The organism is Agrobacterium sp. LR_9 (genome assembly GCF_041954855.1).
Lineage (GTDB): Bacteria > Pseudomonadota > Alphaproteobacteria > Rhizobiales > Rhizobiaceae > Agrobacterium > Agrobacterium leguminum.
Window position 1 is genome coordinate 116909 of record NZ_JAVAYA010000011.1, and the last position, 21762, is coordinate 138670.

Genomic DNA, 21762 nt, shown 5'->3' on the forward strand with positions numbered 1-21762 from the left:
GCCGGACAAAATTTCAAAAAATCGGTGCGCCGGTGAAACTGATCGGGCGGCCTCCTCGTACATGTCGCGGTCCCCAGGACTGGATTGGCAGCGCGATAGCGAGGAAAAATGGTCGACACCGAAGCGAAAAAAGAACAAAGCCGCCGCATCGCCGTCGTCGGAACGGGAATTTCCGGTCTGTCGGCGGCCTGGCTTTTGTCGCAACGACACGATGTAACTGTTTTCGAAGCGGCTGACCGCATCGGAGGCCACACCAATACGGTGACGTTCAGCACAGACCGCGGACAAGTCCATGTCGATACCGGATTCATTGTCTATAACGAGCAGACCTACCCCAATCTCACGGCGCTTTTTAAGCAACTGGGCGTGGCGACCGCAGCTTCGAACATGTCTTTCGCCGTTTCTCTGAATGATGGCGGTTTCGAATATTCCGGCGGAACGGGCCCCGGCCTGCTGGCCCAGAAGTCCAACATCCTGAGGCCACGTTTCTGGGCGATGCTTGCTGACCTTTTGCGCTTTTACCGCAATGCCCCGCGCGACCTGCATTTGATGGGCGATCTGTCTCTCGACGAATATCTCACCCGCAACCGGTACGGTTCAGCGTTCCGCGACGATCATCTTTACCCCATGGCTGCGGCCATCTGGTCCACGCCGGCCATGGAGGTCGGCCGTTATCCGGCGGCGCATTTCATCAAATTCTGCCGCAATCACGGCCTGCTGTTGCTGCGCAATCGGCCGGTCTGGCGCACAGTCGTCGGTGGCTCGCGCGAATATGTGAAACGCATTACGGCGCCGTTTGCAGATCGAATTCTCCTCTCGACGCCGGTGAAGCGCATCCACCGCCTGCCGGACGGCGTCGAAATCACCACTGCGGACGGCAAAGCCGTGCGCTTCGATGATGTGGTGATAGCAACCCATGCGGATCAGGCGCTCGACATGCTCGCCGATGCAACACGCACCGAACGGCGCATTCTTGGCGCTTTTGCCTACACCCAAAACCGCGCCGTGCTTCACACCGACAGCCGTTTCATGCCGCGCCGCCGCGCTGCCTGGTCAAGCTGGAACTATGTGGCCGACACGCGCATTAAAACGAGCCTGCCGAGCATTACCTACTGGATGAACAGACTTCAGCCGCTGGGTGAAACCCCGGACATTTTCGTAACGCTGAACCCGGAGCGAGAACCGGATCAAGGAAAAATCATCGCCGAGGAAACCTATCACCATCCGGTTTTTGATGCTGGCACCGAACAGGCGCGTCAGGAGCTATGGGCCCTGCAGGGTCTGCGAAACACCTGGTTCTGCGGCGCTTATTTCGGATCCGGTTTTCATGAAGATGGTCTTCAGGCCGGCCTTGCCGTCGCCGAAGATCTTGGCGGCGTATCCCGTCCATGGAAGGTTGCTGACGACAACGGCCGGATCATCCGCCTGGATTTGGCGACGATTGCGACAGACACGGAAATCATGGAGGCGATGGCATGACGCCTCCCCTCACCTCGGCGCTTTTTCCCGGCCATGTAACGCATGCGCGCTTGAAGCCGAAAACCCATAAGCTCGCCTACCGGATTTATTCGCTGCTCCTCGACCTCGATGAGTTGAACGTGCTCGACCGGAAATTGCGATTTTTCTCCGTAGACCGGTTCAACCTGTTCTCGTTTCACAGCAGGGACCGCGGCAACCGCAGCGCCATCGGGCTGCGCCAGCAGATCGAGGCAGCCATGACGGCGGCAGGCATGGCAGTGGACGGAGGCCCGATACGTCTGCTCACCATGCCGCGCCTGCTTGGGTGGGCCTTCAACCCACTCAGTGTCTTCTTCTGCTACGGGCGCGACTTGTCGCTCAAAGCTATCCTCTGGGAGGTGGACAACACGTTTGGCGAGAGACACTCATACCTGATCCCGGTGGAAGCCGGCAAATCGACCGAGATCGTCCAGCAATGCGACAAGGCCTTTTATGTCTCTCCATTCATGGACATGGATCTCCACTATGTTTTCCGCGTCGCCCCGCCGGGCGACAGGCTGAAAATCGTCATCGATACTTTCGACAAGGACGGCCTGATCCTGACCGCCCGGCATCTGGCCCGGCGTGTCGAATTGACGGACGGTGCGCTTCTGAAAGCTTTCTTCGCCATTCCCCTCCTGACGCTCAAGGTCATTCTGGGCATTCATTGGGAGGCCCTGAAAATTTGGCTGAAAGGCGTGCAGTTCAGAAAACGGCCGCTGCCGCCTGCCGGTCCAGTCTCCTTCCATCATCCTTCATCGTCGCAAATCGAGGCCAAAATTCATGACCCCGTTTGACAATCTCACGGAATTATCGGCGAAGAATACGCGCCTGAACGACCGCATCAGCCCAGGCATGTGGCTCATCAACCGGCTGTTGAGCAATATCGACAGGGGAAGATTACATGTCATTCTTCCCGGCGGCGGCATCATTGAAAGATCCGGCGCAACGAATGGCAGCGAGGCGATCCTTGTCCTGCATAGCTGGCGCGCGATCCGGCGAATGCTGCTGAACGGCGACATCGGCTTTGCCGAGGGTTTCATCGAAGGCGACTGGACCACACCAGATCTGACGGCGCTGATCCGCTTTGCGGCCCAAAATCGCGAGGCGTTCGCAAGGTCAATGCGCGGCAGCCTGCCGATGCGCCTTCTCAACCGCACTGCGCACGGGTTGAATGCCAATACCAGACGCGGCAGCCGCCGCAATATCGAAGCGCATTATGATCTCGGCAACGAGTTTTACCGGCAGTGGCTTGATCCCTCCATGCTGTATTCTTCGGCGATTTTCGATGACACGACGTCTACGCTCGAAGCCGCACAACTGAAAAAACTGGAACGTATCGTCGATAAACTGCAATTGAGCGGCGGCGAGAACATATTGGAGATCGGCTGCGGCTGGGGCGCACTCGCCATTCACCTTGCCACGCAGGCCAAAGCCAACGTCACCGGCATCACTCTCTCCCCCTCCCAGTTAAAATGGGCAAAAAATGCGGTGGAAAAAGCCGGCAGCACAGACCGCATCGATCTGAGGCTGCAGGATTACCGCGACCTGAACGGCCAATTCGACAGGATTGTCTCCGTCGAGATGTTCGAAGCAGTCGGCGAGGCCTATTGGCCGAGCTATTTCGAAACGCTGAAAAGATGCCTGAAACCGGGCGGCAGTGCGGTGCTGCAAATCATTTCGATTGAAGAAAGCCGCTTCGATACATATCGGCGCAAGGCGGATTTCATTCAGAAATACGTCTTTCCCGGCGGCTTTCTGCCCTCAGATGCCGCGCTCGAAAAAGCGGTCGACAAAACCGGCCTTAAGCTCACCGATAAGGAACTTTTCGGCCAGTCCTACGCGCTCACGCTCGCCGAGTGGCGCCAGCGTTTTCATGCGCGGTGGCAGGCGATTTCCCTGCTCGGCTTCGATGACCGCTTTCGACGGCTTTGGGATTATTACCTTTGCTATTGCGAGGCGGGCTTTGCCGAAGGGAGCATAAATGTGGGCTTCTACACGATCGAACACAGATAAGGCGGGACCAAACTGCGGAGAGAGACAATGATGATCAACAGATTAACGGTTGCTTCCGTCCTATGGCCACTGCTGGCCGCGTCCAGCGCGACGGCGGCCGATATCGACGGCAACTGGGCACGCGGAGACGGCAAGGCGAAAGTACTGATTGCGCCCTGCGGTGAAAATATCTGTGCCACAAACACCTGGATCAAGCCGGGCACCCCGAAGGAAAAGGCCGGGGACCGGCTGATCATGGACATAAAGCAGACAGAGGCAGGCAGCTATTCCGGCACCGCTTTCGACCCCCAGCGGGATAAATCCTACAGGATAACAGTGACAATAAACGGCAACGGCATGACCACGAAAGGCTGTATCGTCGCCGGTCTGCTGTGCAAAGGCATAAATTGGACAAGGATCAACTAGCCACATCTACACGTTGCTTCGCCCGCCATCGTCGCTCCCTTATCGATGCCCTGCAAAGGAAAACACCAATGAAAACCTATGTCGCAGCCTACCTTTTTACCCTCGTCGCCTTTCTGGTGGTTGATTTCATCTGGTTGAGCACGATGGCGTCGCGCCTTTACCGCCCGGCCATCGGCGATCTTCTGGCAGAAAACTTTCGGCTTGCTCCGGCGGTCGTCTTTTACCTCATCTATGCCGCCGGCCTGACCTTTCTTGCGGTTCGCCCGGCCTTTCAGACAGGAGAATGGACGACCGCGCTGCTCTATGGCGCAGTGGTCGGCTTCATGGCCTATGCCACTTACGACCTGACCAATCAGGCGACGCTCAAAAGCTGGTCCACGACCCTGACCGTCGCCGATCTTCTATGGGGAACCTTCGTCTCCGCGGCAGCGGCTACAATCGGCTATTTCCTCACGGTGCGGCTGGTCGGCCCGCTGGAAAATCCGACGGGCCTGTGATGACGACATCCCCTCTTACCGGCCGCTTAAGTGCGATAACCCTGCGGCCCAGTCGTTGCCAGGTTCGCAGCATGAGCATGCATCTCTTGTCTTCCTGCGAAATACGATCCTATAAAGGAGGCGCAGCAAGGAAGGTTCGAATGCAGGGCACAGAGATCGCAAGCCTTATTAACCGCGTCGGCATGGGTGATCGTTCAGCATTCGTCTCGCTTTATCAGGCAACCAGTCCGAAGCTTTTCGCGATCTGCCTGAAAATCCTGCGTGACAGAACGGAAGCCGAGGAGGCGCTGCAGGAAATCTATATCAAGGTCTGGCAGCGGGCCCGGACATTTGCCGCGAGCGCCGGCAAACCCGCCACATGGCTTGCCGCCATTGCCCGCAATCATGCAATAGACACGATCCGCGCGCGCAAGCCCATAACCGACGACATCGAGGAAGCCTACGATCTTGCCGACGAGAGCGCCCGCGATCCTGAGCAGCAGATCGTTCTCGCCGATGAAGGCCGCAGGATCGAAGCCTGCATGCGCGAGCTTGAGACCGTACACGCGCAGGCGGTGCGTCGGGCCTATGTCGAGGGCTTGAGCTATCTCGAACTCGCCGAAGAATTGCGGGTGCCGCTCAACACGGTCAGAACCTGGCTGCGACGCAGTCTTCTCAAACTCAGAGAGTGCATGCAGCGATGACAACGGGCGAACAGAGCGGCGGCAAGCATTCGCACGACGACATCCTCGCCGGTGAATATGTCCTGGGCGTGCTGCCGCTCGAAAAGCGCCGTGAACTGGAACGACGCATGCAGGACGACGCGGCCTTCGCACAGCTGGTGCAGCGCTGGGAGGCGGAATTTTCCGACTTCAATGCCGATTACCAGGAGCAGGCACCGAGCGCCGCTGTTCTTGCGCGTATCGAAGAACGCCTGTTCGGCGGCAGGACCGTCAATACCAATGGCAGCCTCTGGAATTCCGCGTCCTTCTGGCGCTGGATCTCGGTTGCCACCAGCGCAACCGCCGTGGCCGCCATCGTTTACGCCGCCTTCCCCGAAAAATGGCAGGGCGCCACTCCGTTGGTGGCCGAACTTGCAACGACCGACAGCCAGGTTAATCTCCTCGCCTCCTACGATGCGGAATCCGGACGGATGCACATTGTGCCTGTCGCAACCGGCAAGACCGACGAAAAATCGCTGGAACTGTGGCTGGTGATGGATGGCGGCAAGACCCGCTCGCTCGGCGTCTTCCAGCCCGGCACGAATGGCGATCTTATAATCCCCGCCGACATGCGCAACAGCATCACCGAAGGCACCACCTTCGCGATCAGCGTCGAACCTTTCGGCGGCTCGCCGACTGGTCAGGCAACCGGCCCTGTTATCGCTGTCGGCACGGCGCGATGGGGATGAAGGTTTAACGCTTCCCGATTTCGAGGCGAGTCCCCGATGAACGCGTCACGATACGAGATGGGTCGTAACGGTCAATCTCCGAAGCCGACGATGCCCTTGATTTCGGTGAACTCGTGCAGACCGATCCCGCGCGGGCGCAAATCGCGCGCGGCCGTTGCCCAGTTCGCCCCCTCCTCCGTGATCGCAGACAACATCGCCCGCATCACCGCACTGGCCACAGAAGCGAGGGCGACGACAGCGCCGGACATTCTGGTTTTCCCGGAACTGTCGCTGACCGGGCTTGAGGCTCCCCACACCCGGGCGGAACCGCTTTCTACCACCAACCTCGATACACCCTATCCGACGAACATTGTCCGGCGAAAGGATCTTGTCGTCATGCGTCAACCACATCACTATCAGCCTCTCGTCAAATGGCATCAGTGAGAGACCGATAAGATGTCCACGTTCACATTCGCGACTGTCCCGCAGATAATCGCAGGCCCCGGCAGTATCGCAAGGCTTTCGGAGCTGAAGACCGGGCTCGGGTCGCGTGTCCTGGTAATTTCAGACGATGGCGTCGTCAGGGCTGGGCTTGTTCAACCCGCCCTTGCGAGCCTTTCGGAGGGCGGAGCCGAAACATCGATCTTCACCGGCGTTGTCGCTGATCCTCCGGAAACCGTCATCCACGACGCTGTAGCGCGTGCAATCGATTTCGGTGCCACCGGCATACTGGGCATCGGTGGCGGCTCATCGCTCGATGTCGCGAAACTCGTAGCCCTGCTGGCCAGAAGCGGTGAAGCACTCGGTGATATTTACGGCGTCGGCAAGGTGACCGGGGAACGCCTGCCCCTCGTGCTGGTGCCGACGACGGCAGGTACCGGATCGGAAGTCACGCCGATTTCCATCGTTACCACGGATGCACATCAGAAAAAGGGCGTGGTGTCGCCAACCCTGCTGCCGGATGCGGCGATCCTCGACGCAAGCCTGACCGTCGGCCTTCCTCCAGCGGTGACTGCGGCGACGGGAATTGACGCCATGGTCCACGCCATCGAGGCGTTCACCTCCGCCAGTGCGAACAACAATCCTGTTTCCCGCACCCTTGCCAAAGAGGCGCTCCGGCTTCTTGGAGCGAATATCGAGATCGCCGTGAATAACGGGGCCGAGATGGTTGCCAGACAGGCCATGCTGCTGGGTGCGATGCTGGCCGGTCAGGCCTTTGCCAATTCGCCGGTTGCGGCCGTTCATGCTCTCGCCTACCCGATTGGCGGCCTCTATCATGTTCCGCACGGGCTCTCCAACAGCCTGGTCCTGCCACATGTGTTGCGTTTCAACGCAACGGTGTGCGGGGATGCCTATGCGGAATTGGCGCCATGTCTTTTTCCTCAGCTGGAGTCTGCCGACAGGTCCGGCCGACTTGCCGGCTTCCTGGAAGGGCTGGCCTTGCTCCCCGGGCGCCTGAACCTGCCGGTGCGACTGAGAGATGTTGGGATACCAAAAGACGGGCTTGCCTTGCTGGCGGAAAGTGCGATGGAACAGACCCGCCTGCTGGTTAACAATCCACGGACGGTGCTGCTGTCCGATGCCGCCAGAATCTACGAAGATGCTTGGTAGGCAAAGGTAAGCGCCGCCTTATCTCCACTTCGATCCGGCTCCGGTGAAACAGACAAATTTTAAAGAGGTTATAAAACCGTGTTGACTCGGCCGAGCTTTTAGACTTCTTTGTAAACCGGTTTAGTAAATCGCTTTACAAGCCGAACAGAGGTCGAAAAGACCCGATAGAGTGGAACAGAAAGCGGGAGTGTGATGGCGCGGAACCATGCGACCAGCCTCAAAGATGTCGCCTTGGCGGCAGGCGTTTCAGTTGCGACCGTATCGCGGCTTCTGAACGGCACGCTGGAGCTGCCGCCAGAAACGAAAGCGCGCATCGAGGCCGCTATCCGTGAACTCAATTACGTGCCCAATCCCCATGCCAGACGCTTGAGCCGAGGGCGCTCGGACACGATCGGCCTTGTCGTTCCTGATATTGGAAACCCGTTTTTCGGCATGCTCGTTGCGGCCGTCGAAGAAGAAGCCGACAGGCGAGGACTTGCCCTCTCGCTTTTCGCCACGCTGAACCGTACGGGTCGGGAATTGTCCTATCTTCGTCTGCTTGCCCGCAATCATGTCGATGGGCTCGTTTTCATCACGAACCACCCCAATACCGACGAACTGGCGGAGCTGATCAATACCACCGGCAAGGTCGTGGTGGTCGATGAAGACGTGCCCGGCGCCACCGTGCCGAAACTCTTCTGCGACAATGAGCAGGGTGGTCGCCTGGCGGGCGCGCATCTGGCCATGCATGGGCATAAACGTGTCCTTTATGTCGGGGGACCAGAGGACATGATCAGTACGGAGCGTCGTTTTCGCGGCCTCAAATCTGCTCTCACCGAGCGGGTGGCGGAGGCAGAGCTTTCGATTTCCAGATATTGCGGCGCCTATACCGTGGAATTTGGCCGGGCTGCCGCGCGCCGCTTTCTGGATGAGGGGCGACCGGCAACGGCGGTTTTCGCCAGTTCGGACGAAATCGCCATCGGATTTGTCGAGGTTCTGCGTTCCGAAGGCGTGCGCATCCCGCAGGACGTGTCGATGATAGGTTTCGACGACGTCGGGCCGCTGCATCTTTTTGCGCCGCCGCTCACCGCCATTCGCCAGCCTGTCAGCGCCATTGGCCAACGCGCCCTGTCGCTTTTGCTCGAAACCAATTCGGACCAGGAACCTCCTTTGCTGTCAGAGGAGCTCTTGCCCGTCGAAATCGTCGTGCGTGAATCCGTTGCGCCGCCCGCGATCTAATAAAAAGCAACGAAACCAACAGAGGAAGAACGATAATGCTGAATTTCAAACGTCGATATTTTTCCGCAGCTCTGGCTGCGACCGTCCTTGCCGGCGCGACTTTGTCTGCTGGTCTCGCCAACGCCGCCGAAAAGACGATCGCCCTGGTTCAGATCAACCAGCAGGCGCTGTTTTTTAACCAGATGAATGAAGGCGCGGAAAAAGCCGCCAAGGAAGCCGGCGTCAAGCTGGTGATCTTTAACGCCAACAATGACCCCGCCGCTCAGAACAGCGCGATTGAAACCTATATCCAGCAGAAGGTGGACGGCATTGCCGTGGTCGCCATCGATGTCAATGGCATCATGCCGGCCGTAAAGCAGGCGGCCGCCGCCAATATTCCCGTTGTCGCCATTGACGCCATCTTGCCGGAAGGTCCGCAGAAGGCGCAGATCGGCGTGGATAACGGCAAAGCGGGCGCCGACATGGGAAAATTCTTCCTTGACTACGTGAAGTCCGACATGGGCGGCAAAGCCAAGATTGGCGTCGTCGGTGCGCTGAACTCCTTCATCCAGAACATCCGCCAGAAGGGCTTTGAAGACACGATCAAGGACAAGACCGGCATCACGGCGGCAGGTGTCGTCGATGGCCAGAACGTTCAGGACACCGCACTGTCGGCAGCGGAAAACCTCATCACCGGCAATCCTGATATGACCGCAATTTATGCCACCGGTGAACCGGCTCTTCTTGGAGCGGTCGCCGCCGTTGAAAGCCAGAGCAAACAGAAAGACATCAAGGTGTTTGGCTGGGATTTGACCAAACAGGCGATTGCAGGCATCGATGCGGGTTATGTCGCAGGCGTCATCCAGCAGGATCCTTCCGCCATGGGTGCAGCGGCGGTCAAGGCCCTCAAGACCGTCTCCGATGGCGGCACCGTGGAAAAGACCATTGCCGTGCCGGTCACCATCGTCACCAAGGCCAATGTCGAACCCTACCGTGCGGTCTTCAAATGATTGCGGCCGGACAGCACACAGGCGCTGTCGACGGCGCCGGGGGAGATCTTCTCTCCCGGCAGCCCGATCGTGAAGCGCGTATCTCCCTGCGCAATATCCGCAAGACCTTTGGCTCGCATCAGGCGCTTCGCGGCGTCGATCTGGATATCTTTCCCGGCGAGTGCCTCGGTCTCGTCGGCGACAATGCGGCCGGTAAATCTACCCTCACCAAGGTGATTTCCGGCACCTATATCCCTGATGAAGGCACGATCACAATGGAAGGGGAAGCCATTCGCTTCTCCGGCCCTGCCGATGCCCGCAACCGCAACATTGAGATGGTTTTTCAGGATCTGAGCCTGTGTGACCATATCGATGTCGTGGGCAATCTCTTCCTCGGGCGCGAAATTACCAAAGGTCCGTTTCTCGACCGGCCGACCATGCTTTCAGAAGCTCGCAAGATGCTGGATGCACTGGAAATCCGCATTCCGCGTCTCACCTCCAAGGTGGAGAAACTGTCCGGCGGCCAGCGACAGGCAATCGCCATTGCGCGGGCGGCCTCCTTCAATCCGAAAGTCCTGATCATGGACGAGCCGACATCGGCGCTTGCCGTTGCGGAAGTGGAAGCCGTGCTTTCGCTCATCAATCGCGTCAAGGCCAAGGGCGTGTCGGTTATTCTCATCACCCACCGGCTTCAGGATCTCTTCCGGGTCTGCGACCGCATCGCCGTCATGTATGAAGGCACCAAGGTGGCAGAGCGTCAGATCAACGACACCAGCCTCGAGGATCTCGTGCGTCTGATCGTGGGAGGGCAACGTCATTGACCGTCTATACTGAACGCGCCAAAGGCTCGCCGCTTTCGGACTTTTTCGCCGAAAATGCGCAGGTGCTTTCCATCGCCGCCTTTTTTGCCCTCTGCATGCTGTTCTTCTCCGCAACCACGGATACGTTTCTGACGGCCGGCAATCTTCTGAACGTGGTCCGTCAGGCCGCGCCCATCCTGATCGTCTCAGTCGCGATGACATTCGTCATCATCACCGGCGGTATCGATCTGTCCGTCGGCTCCATGGTCGCCCTGATCAATGCCGTCGGGGCGATCCTGCTTGCGGCCGGTTACCCCTGGCCGCTGGTTGTCGTCGCCATGCTCGTGCTCGGCGGCGGGCTTGGCCTCGTGCAGGGCTGGTTCATTGCCTATCAGGGCATTCCAGCCTTCATCGTGACGCTTGCAGGCCTCTCCATCCTGCGCGGCGTTGCCCTCTATATCACGCAGGGCTATTCCGTGCCGATACCGGAAGCGCCCGGTTTCTTTTACCTCGGCAGGGGTGATTTCCTTGGCATGCCCGTTCCTGCCCTGATCGGCGTCGTCGTTACCATCATCGCCTATATCGTGCTTTCCAGCACCCGATATGGTCGTCGCGTCGTCGCCGTCGGCTCCAATCCCGAAGCGGCGCGCCGCGTCGGGATGCCAGCCAAATGGATTCTCGCCTCGGTCTATCTGGCTGCGGGCGTGGCCTCGGCCATTGCCGGCCTCATGATTGCAGCACGGCTGGGGTCGGGATCCTCGAATGCGGCGGTCGGTTTCGAGCTTCAGGTGGTTGCGGCGGTGGTTCTGGGCGGCACATCGTTGATGGGCGGTCGCGGCACAATTCTCGGCACGGTTCTGGGCACCATGACCATCGCCGTCATCGGCAATGGCCTTATCCTCATGCATATCTCTCCCTTCTTTACCCAGATCGTGACGGGCGCCATCATTCTCGCAGCAATCTGGCTCAACACGCGCATCTTCACCGCCAACTTCCGCCTCGGCGCGAAGAGAAAGGGGTGATGCGATGACCACGGAACTCTCTGAGGGACATATCCGGTCGGGAAAGATCATGACCGTGCGTGGCGCAATCGCTGCGAACCAGCTTGGCGTGACCCTGATGCACGAGCACATCCTCAACGATTGCCGTTGCTGGTGGCACGCCCCCAGGACACCGGAGAGACAATATCTTGCCGAAGGCTTTGTCTGCATGGAAATCCTCGGCGAGTTGCGTCAGGACCCATTCGTCAACAAGCACAATATCACGCTCGACGACGAACCCCTGGCGATTGCGGAACTGAAAGATTTCGCGACCGCCGGTGGACAGACGGTCGTGGAACCGACCTGCCAAGGCATCGGCAGAAATCCCCTGGCGCTGCGGAGGATTTCGGAGGCAACCGGGCTCAACGTCGTGATGGGAGCGGGTTATTACCTTGCGTCCTCCCACCCCGAAAAAGTGGCCGGGCTCACGGTCGAAGCCATAGCCGACGAGATCGTGCACGAAGCGCTCCACGGTGTCGATGGCACCGATGTCCGCATCGGTCTGATCGGCGAAATCGGTGTCTCCGCGGATTTCACGGCAGCGGAGGAAAAGTCCCTGCGGGGAGCGGCGCAGGCGCAGGTCCGCACCGGCCTTCCCCTGATGGTTCATTTGCCGGGATGGCTTCGGCTGGGACACAGGGTTCTCGACATCGTCGCGGATGAAGGCGCCGATCTAAACCATACGGTTCTTTGTCACATGAACCCGTCCCACGCGGATATCACCTACCAGAGCGAACTCGCAGATCGCCGCGCCTTCATCGAATACGACATGATCGGTATGGATTTTTTCTACGCCGACCAGCAGGTGCAATGCCCCAGCGACGAGGATGCCGCCCGTTCGATTGTCACGCTGGCGGAGGGCGGTTACCTCGACCGCATTCTGCTGTCTCATGACGTCTTCCTGAAAATGATGCTGACCCGATATGGCGGCAATGGCTACGCCTATATCCTCAGACACTTCCTGCCGCGGCTGAAGCGGCACGGGCTCGATGACGCCACTCTTCAAACTCTCATGCGGGACAACCCGCGCTCGGTCTTCCAGGCGAAGACCTGACGAAACTATGGAAATGGAAAGATCATGACGAAAAAAGTGCTCCTCGTCGGTGAAAGCTGGGTCAGCTCCGCCACCCACTACAAGGGCTTCGATCAATTTGGCAGCGTCACCTTTCATCTGGGTGCAGAACCGCTGGTGAAGGCTCTGGAAGGCAGCGAATATGAGCTGACTTACATGACCGCCCATGATGCGGTGGAAAAATTTCCCTTCGAGATGGCGGGGTTAGATACCTATGACGTCATCATTCTCTCGGATATCGGTGCAAATTCGCTTCTGCTGCCGCCGGCCGTCTGGCTGCAGTCCAAAACCGTGCCGAACCGGTTGAAGCTCATCAAGGCATGGGTGGAAAAGGGCGGCGGCCTGCTGATGGTCGGCGGCTATTTTTCCTTTCAGGGTATTGATGGTAAGGCCCGCTGGCGCCGCACGCCGGTGGAAGATACGTTGCCCGTCACCTGCCTTCCATGGGACGATCGCGTGGAAATTCCTGAGGGCTCGACGGCCGATATTCTGAAACCCGACCATCCAACCGTGGCAGGCCTTTCCGGCGAATGGCCACTTCTGCTGGGGGTGAACGAGGTTGAGGTGCGTGACCGCGCCGATGTCGAGGTGGTTGCACGTCTGCCGGAAGATCAGGGTTCCCATCCGCTGCTCGTCACCGGTCGGTTCGGCAAGGGCCGCACGGCCGCATGGACATCCGACATTGGTCCGCACTGGCTTTCTCCAGCCTTCTGCGAATGGGATGGCTATGGGCGGCTGTGGAAGAACATTCTCGGCTGGCTGACGGAAAAGCCGTGACCAGAGCGGCTACGCCTGCAAAATGGTCATCAGTTCTTGACGACTGGGAAAGGCATCCTGCGTGCCCCGACGGCCAACCGTGATGGCTGCGGCCCTTGAGGCATCCTCAAGGGCACGCGCGTCCACGGCGACGCCGCGAAGCATGGCGGAGGCGAGCGCAACACCCGTGAAGCAATCGCCGGCGCCCGTGGTGTCGACGATTGTGGCGGGCGCAGCCGGCACCTCGATAGCGCCTTCGGCGGACACGAGCGCACAGCCTTGTCCGCCGAGCGTGACGATGACGAGGCCGACACCGGCGCGCAGCAGGCACGCTCCGGCATCGGACCCTCTCTCACCCGTCAGCGCCTCGGCCTCGAGGCGGTTGAGGACGGCGATATCGATGAACGGCAGGACGCTTGCAAACCAGGGCTGAAGCGGCGACGGATTGAAAGCCGTCTTTAGTCCCTTCGATCTCGCCGCATTGAGAATGGCAAGGGTCGTTTCTTCCGAAAGATTGCCCTGCAAAACGAGGAGGTCACCGGAGACGGCGACGGCAAGGGCGTCCAAGGCAGCTTTCTGATCGAGCGCTGCCGCTGCCGAACGGGTAGTGATGATCGAGTTTTCACCGTCGGGGGTGGTCAGGATGATGGAGATATCGCTGGTGGGGCTATCGACGGAAATGAGCTTTGGTGTCAGGCGCTCGCGGGTGAGTGCCTTTTCGATCGCAATCGCACGCTCATCGCTGCCGACGGCGGCGACGAGCGTGGTTTCGACACCGCATCTCGAAAGAACAATGGCCTGGTTGCAGCCTTTGCCACCGAGACTGCGCGAGGCCTGCTCGCCAAAGATTGAAGCGCCCGCATCCGGCAGTGCGGCAATGGAATAGGTTTCATCAAGTGCGATATTGCCGACAACAAAGGCACGCATGGAAAACTTTCGAAAGGGACTGAAATGCAGACCATATCCGACAACGCGGCCAATGCTATCAAGGAAATTTTCGGTCGCAACAAGGCGCTGATCGGCATGATACATTGCCCGGCCTTTCCCGGAGCGCCGCGTTATCGGAACGCAAGCATGGATGCGATCTACGATGCGTGCATGCGCGACGCCGAACGCCTTGTTGAAGGCGGCATGCACGGTCTGATCGTCGAAAACCACGGTGACGTTCCCTTCTCCAAACCAGATGATATCGGACCGGAAACCTCAGCCTTCATGAGCGTGGTGACGGACCGCATCGTTCGCGCCGTCGGCGTGCCCGTTGGTATCAATGTGCTGGCCAATGCTCCCATCCCTGCCCTTGCAATCGCCATGGCGGGCGGGGCGAAATTTATCCGCGTCAATCAATGGGCAAACGCCTATGTGGCCAATGAGGGTTTCATGGAGGGACGTGCAGCCGAGGCGATGCGCTACCGTTCATTGCTAAGGGCGGAGCACATCAAGGTTTTTGCCGACAGCCATGTGAAGCACGGCGCCCACGCCATCACCGCGGATCGCAGCATTGATGAACTGACGCGCGATCTCGCCTTCTTCGACGCCGATGCCGTCATAGCGACAGGCCAGCGGACCGGAAACAGCGCGTCTCTTGAAGAGATCGAGGAGATCGGCGCGGCCACGCATCTGCCGCTTCTGGTCGGCTCAGGGGTCAACGAAGGCAATATTATCGAAATCCTCAAACGCACCAATGGCGTAATCGTGGCGTCATCGCTGAAGGAAGGCGGCGTCTGGTGGAACCCGGTCGAACTGTCCCGGGTACGTTCTTTCGTTGCAGCGGCTCAGCCCGGCCTCGACGGCTGAAAAGGAGACAGCAATGGCAAAACTTTCGATCAACGGCGAAAGACTGCTGGCAAATCTCGATCGATTTGCGGCGATCGGCGCGACTGAAAAGGGCGGCGTCAACCGGCAGGCGTTGACCGCACTGGATCGTGAGGCGAGACGACTGCTGGCGAAACTCGCCATTGATCGGGGGTTTTCCGTGTTTCAGGATCCCCTTGCCAATCTTTTCATTCGGAGGAGTGGCCGCGACGAGAGCCTTGCACCGCTTCTGATCGGCAGCCATCTGGATAGCCAGCCGTCAGGCGGCCGGTTTGATGGAGCACTGGGAACGCTTTCGGCATTCGAGGTTCTCGAAACGCTCGAAGATTTCGGAATAGATACGGAGCGCCCCATTGAGGTGGTCGCCTTCACCAATGAGGAAGGCTGCCGCTTCGCTCCCGGCTGCATGGGCTCCATGGCTTTTGCTTCCGGTAATATCCCCGAAAACTGGCTTCATCTTGCGGCAACGGATGACGGCGCCGGTTTTGCCGGTGAGCTTGACGCCACCCTAAAAAGCCTGCCGGAAGCGACCATGCGCGATCTTGGTTTTCCGGTCTTTGCTTTTGTCGAGGTACATATAGAGCAGGGTCCATCCCTTGAAAAACAGGGCGTGCCCATCGGGATTGTGACGGGCATACAGGGTACACGCTGGCTGGAGGTGTCAATCACCGGCCAGACTGCTCATGCCGGCACAACAGCCCTAGCATATAGACGCGATCCTTTTCATGCCGCGGTCAATGCGCTGGGGTCGCTTTTCCCCGCCATGATGCCGCTGGATCCTGCGGCCCGGTTCACCGTTGGCCGAATGGCGTTGCAGCCCGGTGCCGTGAACGCCATTCCACAATCCGTGACTTTCACCGTCGATATCAGACATCCCTCATCAGAAACACTCGACGAAATGGAGAGCAAAATCCGCGCGATCGTGCACGACGCTGCGATGGACCAAAAATGCGAAGCGACGATTGGACAGATATTCGACATGCCGCCGGCGAATTTCCAGGATGGCATCGTCTCGGCATTGGGCCGCGCCGCGCGGGAGCGCGGTTTTTCGACCGAACGCATGTTGTCAGGCGCATTTCACGATGCACTTTTCATGAACAGGGTCGCACCATCGGCCATGATTTTTGTGCCGTGCCGCGACGGTCTCAGTCATAACGAGGCAGAGCATGTTGAACCTGAACATAGCATAGCGGGATGCAACATGCTTTTCGCTTCGGTTCTTCAAATCCTGTCATAGGTCACCTTCGACGACCGTGGGACAGGATGCTTGCGCATGGCCTGATCAGCTCGCTGGGCAATCCTGCCATTTTCCACAACGTTATCGGTTTCCGACCGAGCTTCGAGGTTTCAGCTCGGCAGATACTCCGTGCTCCAGCTCTGGCTCGCAACACCGTCCTCAAGCAGCTTCTCGATCTCTTTTTCCGTATAGCCGACCTCTTCGAGGACCTTTACGGTTGAGGCACCGTATTTTTCCGCCGGCGGCGGAGAGACGATCGAGCTGCGGCTGGGGCGAATGGCACAGGGATCGAGCTGCGTCACAACGTGGCCGCTTGGATGGTCTGCATAAATGGAGAAAGAATAACTTCCTCTGTCTACACCGTTCGTCCCGTCGGCTTGCCGTGAATAGCGGGATCGCAACGCGTCGATATTGTCGCAAATCACCGCTCCGAAACCTTCCCGTTGGAGCTTCTCCAACCACGATTGAGAGGTATCGCCGGCAAAAATACTGGAAAGAAATGCGTCGCGTTCGTCTTTCGGCAGACTGGCTATTCCTTTGAAGTCGTCCAGGCAGTCAAGCTTTGGCACATCCTGCTCATTTGAGCTGAACAGCAGATAGTCGCCGGAAGCGGTATAATAAAAGCGGGTCAGGGCATCATATCCCGCCACGTACCGACCGGCAGGTTCGTTGAAGAGACTTCTACCGCGATAGTCATAGGAGAATGGAATCTGGAGGAGCCCGCTGTTTGCAGAAAGAGACGTCCGTCCGCGACCAACCCGACCGGTCTTCAGTTTCTGGTAAAGGGCCGCCGCGACCCCCAGTGCACCGCCGAATCCGCACATAACGTCGATCGTACCGACATGCGCATGTTCTTCCGGTTCGTGCATCGAGCCACCGAAACGGAGCATGATGCCGGTCGCTGCCTGGACCAGGTCGTCATAACCGACATAATCGGTCCTCGGGCCACGGCTCACGCCGCTAAAGCAGTCGAGTTTACAGAAAATGGCATCCGGGTTGATTGTTTTCAGCGTCTCGGCATCAAGCCCCATGTTGAAGATCTGATTGTCGGGCGCATTCCAGACGATGACATCGACCGACTTTATCAGGGCCTCGAGCGCCTTTTTACCCTCGGGCGCTTTTATGTCGATGAGCGCCGATTGTTTTCCGCGCATGTGCGACATACCGAAAATCACGGTATTCCAGCAATCGTAGAGAGGCGAGGCAGGATCAAGCTTGATCACTTCGGCACCGAAACGTGCCAGATAATAAACACAATGCGGACCGGCGATCACATTGCAAAGGTCGAGCACACGAACGCCCTGTAGCCAACCGCTGCGATCATCGGGATTGGTTATGCGTGGAAGTTCGGTCTTCTCATTCTTCAGCAGGGATAACGCGGTCGAAAACTCGACCCACCGCCGGGGCATTGGAGAGAGCGCTTCAGCGCCGCTTTCCTCGAGCCAGACGACCGGCCCAGGCTGGATCATGGTCCCATATTCCGGGTCCTTGACATCGATCATAAGACCCGCCGTCTCAGCGTGGTCGTCGTTGATCCATTCCTGCAGCCAGCGCTGCGGAGCGCCGGGAAAGCCGCCACGCCCGAATATGCGCTCCCACTCCTTTGCGGTCCGCGTGATGAACACCTCCTTCATTCTTGCCGCGATCTTGTCGGCCCAGAACTTGGGCAAAGGGTAGACGCCGAGCGATACATCGGATTTCCATTCAGAAGTCGGAAGATATGTATCTTCCTCCTCCGTCAGCCCGTCGGCCACGAGTTCATCGTAGATGCCGAGCGCTTGCAGGCAGCGCTTCGCGTGGTTCTTGTGGCTGGGGCAGACGACGTAAAACATCCGCCCGTCCTTGCAGAGGTAGCTTCTGTAAAAGGGATCCAGAAGTTCCTGCAGATCCTCGTAACTCAGGTTCATCGGCAGGCCTTCGGCCCGGCGGCGGGCGATTTCCTGCTCGCGCTGCGTGATATACCGATCCGGGAGCCCTTCGATCTTGATCGAGTTGTAGCACAGTCCTTCCATGACGGCGCTGGCAAGCGGCACCTCGATGTGATCGCCAAGCCCAGTGCGCTCACGCGCCTGCAAGGCGAGGACTGTTGCAGACGACGCCAGCATGGCGCCATAGGCCGAGGCCAGCGGCAGCGGGGAGAAGGACGGGTTGACGCCCATGAGCACCCGATTGAGGCCCATATCCGTAAAAACGCCGGAGCTTGCCGCGATGACGCTTTCATAGGCGCGCAGCTCACGCCTTTCCTCGTCGTTCGAAGCAAAGCCGGGGATGGAAAGCGTGATCAACTCCGGCCGTTCCTGCCGGAGCGTTGAAAAATTTATTCCGAGCGCCGCCAGTTTGCCCGGGCGAAAATTTTCGATGACAATGTCTGCTTCCGCGATGAGCGCCAACGCCTGATTGCGGCCCTCAGGCACCTTCAGATCGATGTTGACGATGGCTTTGTTGCGATTGAGCGTTGCATTGGCTGGGCTCTGCCACAGCGGGCCGCCAGGGGGATCGATATGCACGACAGTCGCACCCAGATCGCCAAGGATCATGGCGACGGCGGGGCCGGCAATATATTGCCCGAAATCAACCACCCGAACGCCGGAAAGCGGAAGCGTGGACCGTGCGGTCGATGTCATCTCTTTGAACCTCCCCAAGAATTTTCTATGCGTGTGCGTCGGCAATGATCCAGCCGGCCGCCTTTTCGGCAATCATAAGCGTCGGTGCGTTGGTGTTGCCGCTTGTGATCTTCGGCATGATGCCCGCGTCGACAACACGCAGCCCTGCAACTCCGCGTACCCTGAGGCGACTGTCGACGACTGCCGTCGGATCGTCATCGCGGCCCATTTTCGTCGTACCCACCGGATGGAAAATGGTATTGGCAATATCGCCCGCAAGCCGCGCCAGTTCCTCATCACTCTGGAACTGCGGACCTGGCTTCCATTCCTCAGGCCGGTATTTTGCCAGCGCTGGCTGCGACACGATTTTGCGCACCTGGCGGAGGCTTTGGGCAGCTATCCCGCGGTCTTCTTCGGTGCTGAGATAGTTCGGCGCAATTGCCGGCGCGTCCGACACTTTGCCGGAGCGAATCCGCACGCTTCCAACGCTGGTCGGGTTCAGATTGCAAACACTGGCAGTGAAGGCGGGAATAGTGTGCAGCGGCTCACCGAACGCGTCGAGGCTGAGGGGCTGGACGTGATACTCCAGATTGGCATGGGCCTGGCTTTCATCGGAACGCGTGAAGGCGCCGAGTTGCGAGGGCGACATGCTCATCGGACCACTGCGTTTCAACGCATATTCGAGCCCGATCATTGCTTTACCCAAAACGCTGTTGGCGAGCGTATTAAGCGTTTTCGCATTACCGACCTTGAAGACCGCACGAATTTGCAGATGGTCCTGAAGATTTTCACCGACACCTGGCAGGTCGTGTTCGACCTCAACGCCGTGACGCTTCAGCAGTGCGGCGGGTCCGATGCCCGATAATTGCAGGATTTGGGGTGATCCGATTGCACCTGCAGAGAGAATAACCTCTCCGCGCGCCCCAACCTCCGTGCGCTGCCCGTGGCGCTCAACCATGACACCGATGCACCGTTTGCGACCGGACGCCTCTTTTACAAGGATCAAACGCTCGACATGAGATTGCGTCCAGATCGTCAGGTTGGGACGGTTCCGCGCCGGGCGCAGGAAAGCCTTTGACGTGTTCCAGCGCCAGCCGGAGCGCTGATTGACCTCGAAATAGCCCACACCTTCATTGTCGCCGCTGTTGAAATCGTCCGAACGCGGAATGCCAGCTTCCACGGCGGCCTCCGCGAAGGATTCGAGAATGTCCCATTTCAGACGCTGCTTCTCGATCCGCCATTCGCCGCCATGGCCATGCATGTCGGAGAACCGGCTGTTGTCGCCGGTCTTCGGATCCGCGCCATCGTCCAGCCGGTAATGATCCTCATGCACCTTGAAATCGGGCAGGCAATTTTGCCAGGACCAGGCATCATCGCCGGTTGCCGCTGCCCACCCGTCAAAATCGCGCGCCTGACCACGCATATAGATCATGCCGTTGATCGATGAGCAGCCGCCAAGCGTCTTGCCGCGGGGATAGCGCAGCGAACGGCCGTTCAGGCCGGCATCTGGCTCGGTTTTATAAAGCCAGTCTGTGCGCGGATTGCCGATGCAATAGAGGTAGCCGACCGGGATATGTATCCATGGATAGTCGTCCTTTCGGCCGGCTTCCAGCAAAAGAACACGTTTTGACGGGTCACGGCTGAGGCGATTGGCGAGGAGGCAGCCTGCGGAGCCACCGCCAACAATAACGTAGTCAAAAACGTCGCGGAAAGTTCCGGAACCACCAGTCCTCATCGGGTTGCACCCCCATCGCGATGGAACGCCACATAATTATAAGATTGGACACTTTGCCGTGGCATGCCATGCTCCCTCCCTGCTTTAATTAGATGCATAGCCAACATTCGCTCGTAAAATCCAATGACAAATTCAACCGAGCATTATAAGTGAAATTAATATGCTGGAAGGTATCGATCTGAGAACATTACGGGCGTTTGTTACCGTGGGGCGGGAAGGAAACGTCACCCGAGCCGCCGAGCAACTGCACGTCACGCAGCCGGCGGTGACGCTTCAGTTGAAACGCTTGGCCACCGACACCGGGCTGACCCTGTTCCGGCGAACCTCGACGGGTTTGGAGTTGACACAGGAAGGTGCGCTGTTGGCTGCAAAAGCCGAGCAAGTGCTGGCGGCGCTGACGGACTTCGGTCAGACGGCCGGTAATTTATCGACGAGGGTCCGGGGCAAATTGCGGATCGGCACGATCATCGATCCTGAATTCACACGGCTGGGCGCCTTTCTGAAAGCGCTTCTTGAAAGCGGACCGGGTATAGAAACAACGTTGCGTCACGGAATGAGCGGTGATGTGCCGGAGAGGCTCAAGCGCAACGAGCTCGACGCCGGTTTCTATCTCGGTGACCCACGGGACTATGACCCGTCGCCCGACGTCACTGGAGAGAATACCGCATCGCTTTTCTACGCTCGCTCACTTGCCCAATTGACCTATTGCGTCGTCGCTCCGCCATCGCTCGCAAGCTTTGTGCGAGGGGCCGATTGGTTACAGCTTGCCTCCCTCCCATGGATCGGCACGCCACCCGCATCGGTCCATAATCGGATGCTGGCCCGGCTGTTCACCAAACTTGGCGTTCGCCAACACATCGTGGCCCAAGTGGACCAGGAAGCGTCCATGATCGCCATGACGCGCACGGGGGTCGGACTAAGCCTTTGCCGGGAATCGATTGCCCTGCATGAACAGCAGTCTCATGGACTGGTCATCGCGGACAATGTGAAGCTCTCGACGACCTTGAGTTTCCTCTGCCTGGAAGCGCGTATGGGCGATCCTTCTATCATCGCGGCATTCGACGCAATTAGACGCGTTTGGGTCCAGTAGGCCGGTTGCCGGTCAATGGTGCCCGAGGCCTGTTTC

The 21762-nt window shown here is 58.8% G+C and carries 20 protein-coding genes and 1 pseudogene; 18 read left to right on the top strand and 3 right to left on the bottom strand.

Translation table 11 applies throughout. From position 1 onward, the window contains the following. Window positions 1-108 precede the first annotated feature (108 nt). The 15 genes and pseudogenes from RAC79_RS14560 (at window position 109) to RAC79_RS14630 (ending at window position 13270) form a co-directional block, all read left to right on the top strand. Window positions 109-1479, top strand: coding sequence for an NAD(P)/FAD-dependent oxidoreductase (locus RAC79_RS14560; RefSeq protein ID WP_142844976.1), 1371 nt, complete (start codon window positions 109-111; stop codon window positions 1477-1479). Further along, entirely contained in the window at window positions 1476-2294 is an 819-nt protein-coding gene (locus tag RAC79_RS14565) for a DUF1365 domain-containing protein (RefSeq protein ID WP_142844977.1), read from the top strand. Before RAC79_RS14560 ends, RAC79_RS14565 begins: the two co-directional genes overlap by 4 nt. Beyond that, complete coding sequence (locus RAC79_RS14570) at window positions 2281-3513, top strand: cyclopropane-fatty-acyl-phospholipid synthase family protein (protein ID WP_142844978.1); 1233 nt, start codon at window positions 2281-2283, stop codon at window positions 3511-3513. Before RAC79_RS14565 ends, RAC79_RS14570 begins: the two co-directional genes overlap by 14 nt. A 27-nt stretch (window positions 3514-3540) precedes the next feature. After that, window positions 3541-3918, top strand: a complete 378-nt coding sequence (locus tag RAC79_RS14575) for a DUF2147 domain-containing protein (protein WP_125145416.1) — start codon at window positions 3541-3543, stop codon at window positions 3916-3918. Between the two features lie 68 nt (window positions 3919-3986). Then, window positions 3987-4415: a DUF2177 family protein gene (locus RAC79_RS14580; protein ID WP_142844979.1), complete on the top strand. Its 429-nt coding sequence runs from the start codon at window positions 3987-3989 to the stop codon at window positions 4413-4415. 140 nt (window positions 4416-4555) lie between these two features. Next, on the top strand, window positions 4556-5098 hold the full coding sequence (locus RAC79_RS14585) for a sigma-70 family RNA polymerase sigma factor (RefSeq protein ID WP_065656274.1): 543 nt from the start codon (window positions 4556-4558) through the stop codon (window positions 5096-5098). Further along, window positions 5095-5805 carry an anti-sigma factor domain-containing protein gene (locus RAC79_RS14590; RefSeq protein ID WP_065656273.1) on the top strand — a complete coding sequence of 237 codons (711 nt, stop codon included), beginning with the start codon at window positions 5095-5097 and terminating at the stop codon, window positions 5803-5805. The genes RAC79_RS14585 and RAC79_RS14590 overlap by 4 nt, the downstream gene beginning before the upstream one ends. A gap of 117 nt (window positions 5806-5922) precedes the next feature. Further along, a pseudogene (locus RAC79_RS14595) lies at window positions 5923-6228 on the top strand (hypothetical protein); the annotation flags it as partial. Window positions 6229-6240: 12 nt separating this feature from the next. Beyond that, window positions 6241-7395 carry an iron-containing alcohol dehydrogenase gene (locus RAC79_RS14600; protein ID WP_174039642.1) on the top strand — a complete coding sequence of 385 codons (1155 nt, stop codon included), beginning with the start codon at window positions 6241-6243 and terminating at the stop codon, window positions 7393-7395. A 192-nt stretch (window positions 7396-7587) separates the two neighbouring features. Next, window positions 7588-8613 carry a LacI family DNA-binding transcriptional regulator gene (locus RAC79_RS14605; protein WP_174039643.1) on the top strand — a complete coding sequence of 342 codons (1026 nt, stop codon included), beginning with the start codon at window positions 7588-7590 and terminating at the stop codon, window positions 8611-8613. A gap of 35 nt (window positions 8614-8648) precedes the next feature. After that, window positions 8649-9602, top strand: coding sequence for a substrate-binding domain-containing protein (locus RAC79_RS14610; protein ID WP_080856771.1), 954 nt, complete (start codon window positions 8649-8651; stop codon window positions 9600-9602). Then, window positions 9599-10402, top strand: a complete 804-nt coding sequence (locus tag RAC79_RS14615) for an ATP-binding cassette domain-containing protein (RefSeq protein ID WP_065656268.1) — start codon at window positions 9599-9601, stop codon at window positions 10400-10402. The genes RAC79_RS14610 and RAC79_RS14615 overlap by 4 nt, the downstream gene beginning before the upstream one ends. Continuing rightward, window positions 10399-11403 carry an ABC transporter permease gene (locus RAC79_RS14620; RefSeq protein WP_174039644.1) on the top strand — a complete coding sequence of 335 codons (1005 nt, stop codon included), beginning with the start codon at window positions 10399-10401 and terminating at the stop codon, window positions 11401-11403. Before RAC79_RS14615 ends, RAC79_RS14620 begins: the two co-directional genes overlap by 4 nt. A 4-nt stretch (window positions 11404-11407) precedes the next feature. After that, window positions 11408-12475, top strand: a complete 1068-nt coding sequence (locus tag RAC79_RS14625; protein ID WP_174044807.1) for a phosphotriesterase — start codon at window positions 11408-11410, stop codon at window positions 12473-12475. 24 nt (window positions 12476-12499) lie between these two features. Beyond that, window positions 12500-13270, top strand: coding sequence for a glutamine amidotransferase (locus RAC79_RS14630; protein WP_065656265.1), 771 nt, complete (start codon window positions 12500-12502; stop codon window positions 13268-13270). A gap of 9 nt (window positions 13271-13279) precedes the next feature. On the opposite strand, the gene RAC79_RS14635 is transcribed toward RAC79_RS14630, so the two are convergent. Next, the gene (locus RAC79_RS14635; protein WP_142844982.1) at window positions 13280-14176 is read right to left on the bottom strand and encodes a ribokinase; all 897 of its coding nucleotides are present in this window, start codon (window positions 14174-14176) and stop codon (window positions 13280-13282) included. A 24-nt stretch (window positions 14177-14200) separates the two neighbouring features. Here RAC79_RS14635 and RAC79_RS14640 point away from each other — a divergent pair, with 24 nt between their 5' ends. Both RAC79_RS14640 and RAC79_RS14645 read left to right on the top strand, forming a co-directional pair. Continuing rightward, window positions 14201-15043: a BtpA/SgcQ family protein gene (locus tag RAC79_RS14640; protein ID WP_078051602.1), complete on the top strand. Its 843-nt coding sequence runs from the start codon at window positions 14201-14203 to the stop codon at window positions 15041-15043. Between the two features lie 13 nt (window positions 15044-15056). After that, window positions 15057-16298, top strand: a complete 1242-nt coding sequence (locus RAC79_RS14645) for a Zn-dependent hydrolase (protein ID WP_142844983.1) — start codon at window positions 15057-15059, stop codon at window positions 16296-16298. 110 nt (window positions 16299-16408) lie between these two features. Here RAC79_RS14645 and RAC79_RS14650 read toward each other — a convergent pair whose 3' ends face one another. Both RAC79_RS14650 and RAC79_RS14655 read right to left on the bottom strand, forming a co-directional pair. Continuing rightward, complete coding sequence (locus RAC79_RS14650; RefSeq protein WP_142844984.1) at window positions 16409-18922, bottom strand: CoA transferase; 2514 nt, start codon at window positions 18920-18922, stop codon at window positions 16409-16411. Window positions 18923-18947: 25 nt separating this feature from the next. Then, window positions 18948-20636: a GMC family oxidoreductase gene (locus RAC79_RS14655; RefSeq protein ID WP_174039646.1), complete on the bottom strand. Its 1689-nt coding sequence runs from the start codon at window positions 20634-20636 to the stop codon at window positions 18948-18950. A gap of 160 nt (window positions 20637-20796) precedes the next feature. Here RAC79_RS14655 and RAC79_RS14660 point away from each other — a divergent pair, with 160 nt between their 5' ends. After that, window positions 20797-21726, top strand: coding sequence for a LysR family transcriptional regulator (locus RAC79_RS14660; RefSeq protein ID WP_080856778.1), 930 nt, complete (start codon window positions 20797-20799; stop codon window positions 21724-21726). The last annotated feature ends 36 nt before the right edge of the window (window positions 21727-21762 follow it).

Excerpts from the sequence above, each read along its gene's own strand:
- RAC79_RS14600 (WP_174039642.1), top strand. The coding sequence starts at position 6,241 with ATGTCCACGTTCACATTCGCGACTGTCCCGCAGATAATCGCAGGCCCC.
- RAC79_RS14655 (WP_174039646.1), bottom strand. The coding sequence starts at position 20,636 with ATGAGGACTGGTGGTTCCGGAACTTTCCGCGACGTTTTTGACTACGTT.
- RAC79_RS14640 (WP_078051602.1), top strand. The coding sequence starts at position 14,201 with ATGCAGACCATATCCGACAACGCGGCCAATGCTATCAAGGAAATTTTC.
- RAC79_RS14560 (WP_142844976.1), top strand. The coding sequence starts at position 109 with ATGGTCGACACCGAAGCGAAAAAAGAACAAAGCCGCCGCATCGCCGTC.
- RAC79_RS14585 (WP_065656274.1), top strand. The coding sequence starts at position 4,556 with ATGCAGGGCACAGAGATCGCAAGCCTTATTAACCGCGTCGGCATGGGT.
- RAC79_RS14650 (WP_142844984.1), bottom strand. The coding sequence starts at position 18,922 with ATGACATCGACCGCACGGTCCACGCTTCCGCTTTCCGGCGTTCGGGTG.
- RAC79_RS14630 (WP_065656265.1), top strand. The coding sequence starts at position 12,500 with ATGACGAAAAAAGTGCTCCTCGTCGGTGAAAGCTGGGTCAGCTCCGCC.
- RAC79_RS14645 (WP_142844983.1), top strand. The coding sequence starts at position 15,057 with ATGGCAAAACTTTCGATCAACGGCGAAAGACTGCTGGCAAATCTCGAT.
- RAC79_RS14570 (WP_142844978.1), top strand. The coding sequence starts at position 2,281 with ATGACCCCGTTTGACAATCTCACGGAATTATCGGCGAAGAATACGCGC.
- RAC79_RS14605 (WP_174039643.1), top strand. The coding sequence starts at position 7,588 with ATGGCGCGGAACCATGCGACCAGCCTCAAAGATGTCGCCTTGGCGGCA.
- RAC79_RS14660 (WP_080856778.1), top strand. The coding sequence starts at position 20,797 with ATGCTGGAAGGTATCGATCTGAGAACATTACGGGCGTTTGTTACCGTG.
- RAC79_RS14565 (WP_142844977.1), top strand. The coding sequence starts at position 1,476 with ATGACGCCTCCCCTCACCTCGGCGCTTTTTCCCGGCCATGTAACGCAT.
- RAC79_RS14635 (WP_142844982.1), bottom strand. The coding sequence starts at position 14,176 with ATGCGTGCCTTTGTTGTCGGCAATATCGCACTTGATGAAACCTATTCC.
- RAC79_RS14625 (WP_174044807.1), top strand. The coding sequence starts at position 11,408 with ATGACCACGGAACTCTCTGAGGGACATATCCGGTCGGGAAAGATCATG.
- RAC79_RS14615 (WP_065656268.1), top strand. The coding sequence starts at position 9,599 with ATGATTGCGGCCGGACAGCACACAGGCGCTGTCGACGGCGCCGGGGGA.
- RAC79_RS14575 (WP_125145416.1), top strand. The coding sequence starts at position 3,541 with ATGATGATCAACAGATTAACGGTTGCTTCCGTCCTATGGCCACTGCTG.
- RAC79_RS14580 (WP_142844979.1), top strand. The coding sequence starts at position 3,987 with ATGAAAACCTATGTCGCAGCCTACCTTTTTACCCTCGTCGCCTTTCTG.
- RAC79_RS14610 (WP_080856771.1), top strand. The coding sequence starts at position 8,649 with ATGCTGAATTTCAAACGTCGATATTTTTCCGCAGCTCTGGCTGCGACC.
- RAC79_RS14590 (WP_065656273.1), top strand. The coding sequence starts at position 5,095 with ATGACAACGGGCGAACAGAGCGGCGGCAAGCATTCGCACGACGACATC.